Origin of the sequence: Mesorhizobium sp. M5C.F.Ca.IN.020.32.2.1, assembly GCF_004023105.1 — a bacterium.
GTDB classification, from domain to species: domain Bacteria; phylum Pseudomonadota; class Alphaproteobacteria; order Rhizobiales; family Rhizobiaceae; genus Mesorhizobium; species Mesorhizobium wenxiniae.
Window position 1 is genome coordinate 1 of the sequence record NZ_RZSX01000369.1, and the last position, 5,894, is coordinate 5,894.

The window sequence follows — 5,894 nt, forward strand, 5'->3', positions numbered from 1 at the left end:
ATCCCCGCACTGCTCAAGGACCTGCTCCATGAGCCATCGGCCACCTCCCTGCGCCTGTGCGCGGGGCGTCGTGATCACAAGACCAATGGTGGCAAAATCGTCCCCGTGGGGAAACCACATCGCGCTTCCGAAGACGCGCCCAATTCCGTCAACGGCGACGATGCCGTGGCCGGCGCGGCGCAACAAATCCCAGTCCTTGGGGCGATGCGGCCAGCGGACAGAAATCGATAGTGCATGCAGCAGCTCAACGTCGACATCATTGATGTCCCGCGCGACCAGTTCAAAGGATTTCAGGCGCACTGATCTCTGCATCTCAGTCGATCGGCTCCTTTAACCAATGCCCAGCGTCGCAAGCATGTGGTGTTTCCGTCGTCGACGCCATGTCGCGACAGGCCTCATTTGCCGCAGCTTTACACGGGAAAGCCAGCAGGTTTCGCTGCTTCGAGGCGTTTTTTCGCAATCTTCAGCCAAAGCACGACGCGATTCGGCAGGGAACACTGCTGCGCAGGGATAGGCTGATGGCACCCGGTGATAGTGTGCAAGCAGAGCGGACTGCCATGAATGTGGAAGAAATCCTCGCAACCCTGATTGCTTTTCCCTCCGTTGTGGGCACGCCAAACGGCGAGATCGTCGATTGGATCCGCGACTACTGTCAGGCAGCGGGAGCCGAGGTGACGGTTCTTCCTGGTCCCGAGGGCGACCGGTCCAACCTGTTCGTCACGGTCGGCCCGCGCGCCGGTCGGGGCTACATCATCTCCGGACATATGGATGTCGTGCCGGCCGGCGAGCCGGAATGGAACTCGGATCCGTTCGTCCTGCGTCGCGAGGGCGGCAGGCTTTACGGCCGTGGCACCACCGACATGAAGGGCTTTCTCGCCTGCGCATTGGCCGCGCTCCCAGGACTTGCGGCAATGAACCTGCGGCAGCCAGTTCATTTCGCATTCTCCTACGATGAAGAGGCGGGGTGCCGTGGTGTGCCGCATCTCTTGGCTGCGTTGCCGTGCCTATGCGAGAGGCCGCTTGGCGCGATTGTCGGCGAGCCGAGCCGGATGCAGCCGGTGCGGGCGCACAAGGGGAAGGCCGCCGCGCGGCTCGAGGTGATCGGGCGATCCGGCCATTCGTCACGCCCCGATCTCGGCCTCAATGCCGTGCACGCCATGGCGGGCGTCATCTCGCACGCCGTGGCCTACGGCCAATCGCTCGCCGGCGGGCCGCTCGATCAAAATTTCGAGCCCCCATATTCATCCTTGCAAGTGGGCGTGATCGCCGGTGGACAGGCGGTCAACATCATCGCTGGCCACTGCACAGCCGATATCGAAGTGCGTGCCGTGCCGGGCGTTTCTCCAGCCTCCCTGCTCGAGCCGGTCAAAGCCCGGCTTTTCGATCTGCGCGACGGCGGCTTCGAGGTAATTTGGCACGAGTTGAGTTCCTATCCCGCCCTTGCGCCGGCGGATGGGAGCAAGCTGGCGGCCGTTCTGACAGAGCTGACGGGGCAGGAGCCGCTCACGGCGGTCAGCTACGGCACGGAGGGCGGGCTTTATCAGCAGGCCGGTATCGATGCGATCATTTGCGGCCCCGGCGAAATATCCCGCGCGCATCGCCCCAATGAATACATCGAGATCGGTGAGCTTGCTGCCTGCCAGAGCATGATCGACGATCTCGGCGCGCTTCTCGCGGCCTGAGGGAAGGGCGGGTTCCATGGCATTTCTTTTCAATTCCGATGCGGCGCGTGCTGCGGTGTTCCGCGAGGTCTTCGCGCGCGAACTCCCGGATCTGGAATTCTTCCATTCCGGCGAGGAGATGGACCCGGACAGGGTGCGCTACCTCATCACCTGGACGGTGCCGGACGAGATCTCACGCTACCGCAATCTGGAAGTGCTGTTTTCGATCGGAGCCGGCGTCGACCAGTTCAAGCAGGACGTGGTGCCGGGCCATGTGAAGCTTGTGCGCATGGTCGAGGATGGCATCATCCGCATGATGCAGGAATACGTCGCGCTTGGCGTGTTGGCGCTCCACCGGGAGATGCCCGCCTATCTCGAGCAGCAGAAAAGGTGCCTCTGGCAACCGATTGCCGCTCGACAGACGGCCGAGCGCCGGGTCGGTTTTCTTGGTCTTGGCATGCTGGCGCAGGCGGCAATCGAGCGCCTGAAGCCATTCCAGTTTCCGCTTGCCGGGTGGAGCCGCCGCGAAAAGCGGATAGAGGGCGTCACCTGTTTTCACGGTGCCGATCAGTTGCCCGGCTTTCTGAAGCAGACGGATATTCTCGTCTGCCTGCTACCGCTGACGCAGGAAACCAGCGGCATTCTCGATGCAAAGCTCTTCTCCTTGCTACCAGCTGGGGCGCGGCTGCTGCATGTCGGCAGGGGTCCGCAACTCGACCAGGCCGCGCTGATCGACGCGCTCGACACCGGTCACGTAGCTGCGGCGATGCTTGATGTCACCGATCCAGAACCGCTTCCGGAAGACCACCCGCTGTGGTCGCATCCGAAGGTGATGATAACGCCGCACATTGCCTCGGTGACACAACCGCATACGGCGGCGCAAGCCGCCGTGGACAACGTCCGGCGCCACCGCGCCGGCGAAGAACTGATCGGCCTCGTCGATCGGAGACTCGGCTATTAACCAGGAAACCCAACATGTCACTGCTGACCACGATCGACACAAATCCCGCCTTCACGCCCAAGGAGGCATTGCCGCTGCCGGAGCGGCTCATTTCCGGCACTCCATCCTTCAAGACCTGGGCGCAGGATGCCTCGAAAGGCGAGAAGGTTCTGACTGGCGTCTGGGAGGCGACCCCCGGCGAGACGCATTCGATCAAGGGCACCACCTACGAGTTCTGCCATATCATTTCGGGTCGCGTCGAAATCGAGGAGAAGGGCGGTGAGACCAGGACTTACCGCGCCGGCGACAGTTTCGTGATGAAGCCCGGTTTCGTCGGCGTCTGGCGCACGATCGAGACCGTGCGCAAGATCTATGTCTGCGTCTACGACTGAGCTCAGTACTTAAGGGCCGGCCGAACAGCGCGCGCGGCGGTTCCAGAACAATCGACTTTCCAAGTTCGGCCCGACGCGATTCGACGCTGTCGGGCCGCTCATCCTCGACGAAAAATGCGGCGCGCGGTCCGCTATGGTTCCGCTAGTGCGAATGAGGACCTCGATCAATGAAGACCTATGACATAGCGCTCATCCCCGGCGACGGCATCGGCAAGGACGTGACCGGGGCGGCATGGCAGGTGATGCAGGCGGCGGCCAAACGGGGCGGTTTCGCCCTTGACGGCACACGCTTCCCATGGTCGTGCGCCTACTACCTGGAAACCGGCGCAATGATGCCGCCAGATGGCATTGAGACCCTTCGAAAATTTGATGCGATCTATCTCGGCGCTGTCGGCTGGCCCGTAGAAGTGCCCGACTCAGTATCGCTTCACGGACTGCTCCTGCCGATCCGGAAAGGGTTCACGCAGTACGCCAACATACGGCCGCACAGGCTGTTGCCGGGCGTTCAGGGCCCCCTCCGCTCCGATGGATTCGACATCCTGTGCATCCGCGAGAATACGGAAGGCGAATATTCCGGCGCCGGTGGACGCGTTCATTCCGGCACAGCCAATGAGGTCGCGATTGAGACAGCAATCTTCACGCGCGCGGGTGTCGAACGGATCATGCGTTTCGGTTTCGAACAAGCACTGGCGCGCCGCAAGAAGCTCGCATCCGTCACCAAATCCAACGCACAGAAACATTCCATGGTTTTCTGGGATGAGGTCACCCGCGAGGTGGCGAAGGACTATGCCGATGTCGAAGTCTCGCACTACCACATCGACGCCATTGCCGCCCGCATGGTGCTGGCGCCGGAAAGCCTCGACGTGATCGTCGCCTCGAACCTGTTTGGCGACATCCTCACGGATATTGGAGCGGCCATTCAGGGCGGGCTGGGTTACGCCGCCTCTGCCAATATCAATCCCGATCGCAGCGCGCCTTCCATGTTCGAGCCGGTCCATGGTTCGGCGCCCGACATCGCGCATCTCGGCGTCGCCAATCCGATCGCCGCGATCTGGTCCGGGGCGATGATGCTCGAGCATCTGGGCGAGGGGCATGCTGCGGCAGAAGTGATGTCGGCAATCGAGTCTGTAACCGCGCAGGGCATAGGCACGATCGCAGGCAAGGACCGGACTGAAACAATCACGCAAGCCGTGCTTGCAGCATTGAGCTGAAAGGGCAGAGGAAAGACCATGAATGCGATAACGAAGATTGGCGCGTTTGACGATGCGGACCTGTTCCGCCAGCAAGCATTGATTGGCGGTGTGTGGCGGGAGGCGGATAAAAAGGTCGTCGTCGAGGTGACCAATCCTGCCACCCTGAATGTTCTTGGCAGCGTTCCCGACATGGGCGGCGACGAGACCAGGGCCGCGATCACTGCTGCGGCCGAGGCATTCAAAAGCTGGAAGAAGACGACCCAAACCGAGCGTGCCGGACTGCTGGAGCGCTGGCACGACCTCATTCGCCAGCACGAACAGGATTTGGCGCTTCTGCTGACGCTGGAACAGGGTAAGCCGCTTGCCGAGGCGTCGGCGGAAATCCGCTACGGCGCATCCTTTGTAAAATGGTTTGCGGAGGAGGCGCGCCGGATCGGTGGCTCGACCATTCCGTCACCCACCGCCGATCGCCGCATTCTGGTTCTCAAGGAAGCAGTCGGCGTCTGCGCCGTCATCACGCCGTGGAATTTCCCCAATGCGATGATCACGCGCAAAGTAGCTCCAGCGCTGGCCGCAGGTTGTACGGTTGTCATCAAGCCGTCGGAGTTCACACCCTTTTCGGCGCTCGCGCTCGGCGTCCTGGCGGAGCGGGCGGGCATCCCGGCAGGCGTTATCAACATCGTGACCGGCATGCCGGGAGAGATCGGCAAAGAGCTGATGGCCAACGAGACGGTGCGCAAGATCTCGTTCACCGGTTCGACCCGCGTCGGTGCGCTGCTCATGCGTGGCGCGGCCGATAGCATCAAGCGGCTGAGCCTGGAGCTTGGCGGCAACGCGCCCTTTATCGTCTTTGACGACGCCGATCTGGATAACGCAGTTGAAGGGGTGATCGTATCCAAGTTCCGCAATGGCGGTCAAACCTGCGTCTGCGCGAACCGAATTCTCGTCCAGGAAGGCGTTTACGACGCTTTCGCCGAAAAGCTGAGCCGGCGCGTCACGTGGATGAAGGTTGGCGCGGGGACCGACGAAGGCACTGAGATCGGCCCGATGATCAATGCGGTCGCGATCGACAAGATCGAGCGTCACATCGCGGATGCGAAGACGAAAGGTGCGCAGATCCTCGCCCAAAGCGAGGCAGTGCCCGACGGCAGGCAATATGCACGGCCTGTCGTCCTGGGGGAGGCTACTACCGAGATGCTCCTGGCATCGGAAGAGACATTCGGTCCGGTGGCGCCGCTTTTTCGCTTCGAGACGGAGGAAGAGGCCATCACGATCGCTAACGGTACGCCGTTCGGCCTTGCCGCCTACTTCTACACCGACGACCTCAAGCGGTCATGGCGTGTTGCCGAGGCGCTGGAGTTCGGCATGGTCGGGCTCAATACCGGCCTGATCTCGACCGAGGTTGCACCTTTCGGCGGTGTCAAGCAGTCAGGCGTGGGGCGGGAAGGATCGCAGCTCGGCATCGAGGAATATCTCGAGGTCAAGACGCTCCATGTCGGCGGGTTGAACTAGAGGCTTTTCCAGAAGTCGCAACAGCGAACTAAAGCGCGTCGCATTCGACCGGCCTCACGCGACGCGCTTTAGTTGTTGTTTATGCTGTCGTTATCGCAAACCGCTGCACACCTGGGGTCAGGTCCTGGCTCAGGCCGGGGGGCATCGCTTTGCGCGACATGCTTTGGACCACAGTGCCTTTCAGCGGCCGATTTTC

6 protein-coding genes are annotated in these 5,894 nt (G+C 61.9%); 5 read left to right on the forward strand and 1 reads right to left on the reverse strand.

What is annotated here, in order from left to right:
* On the reverse strand, positions 1-312 hold a 312-nt coding region (locus tag EOA86_RS18780; RefSeq protein WP_348633356.1), incomplete at its 3' end, for a GNAT family N-acetyltransferase.
* A 245-nt stretch (positions 313-557) separates the two neighbouring features.
* On the opposite strand from EOA86_RS18780, the gene argE reads away from it, so the two are divergent.
* From argE to EOA86_RS18805, 5 genes are all read left to right on the forward strand, one after another.
* Positions 558-1,682 carry an acetylornithine deacetylase gene (argE, locus tag EOA86_RS18785; protein WP_128343050.1) on the forward strand — a complete coding sequence of 375 codons (1,125 nt, stop codon included), beginning with the start codon at positions 558-560 and terminating at the stop codon, positions 1,680-1,682.
* A 16-nt stretch (positions 1,683-1,698) separates the two neighbouring features.
* Entirely contained in the window at positions 1,699-2,622 is a 924-nt protein-coding gene (locus EOA86_RS18790; RefSeq protein ID WP_128343051.1) for a glyoxylate/hydroxypyruvate reductase A, read from the forward strand.
* A 14-nt stretch (positions 2,623-2,636) separates the two neighbouring features.
* A complete protein-coding gene (locus EOA86_RS18795) occupies positions 2,637-2,993 on the forward strand; it encodes a cupin domain-containing protein (RefSeq protein WP_128343053.1) in 357 nt (118 codons plus the stop codon).
* A 167-nt stretch (positions 2,994-3,160) separates the two neighbouring features.
* The gene (locus EOA86_RS18800) at positions 3,161-4,204 is read left to right on the forward strand and encodes a tartrate dehydrogenase (protein WP_128343055.1); all 1,044 of its coding nucleotides are present in this window, start codon (positions 3,161-3,163) and stop codon (positions 4,202-4,204) included.
* Between the two features lie 18 nt (positions 4,205-4,222).
* The gene (locus EOA86_RS18805; RefSeq protein ID WP_128343056.1) at positions 4,223-5,698 is read left to right on the forward strand and encodes an NAD-dependent succinate-semialdehyde dehydrogenase; all 1,476 of its coding nucleotides are present in this window, start codon (positions 4,223-4,225) and stop codon (positions 5,696-5,698) included.
* The last annotated feature ends 196 nt before the right edge of the window (positions 5,699-5,894 follow it).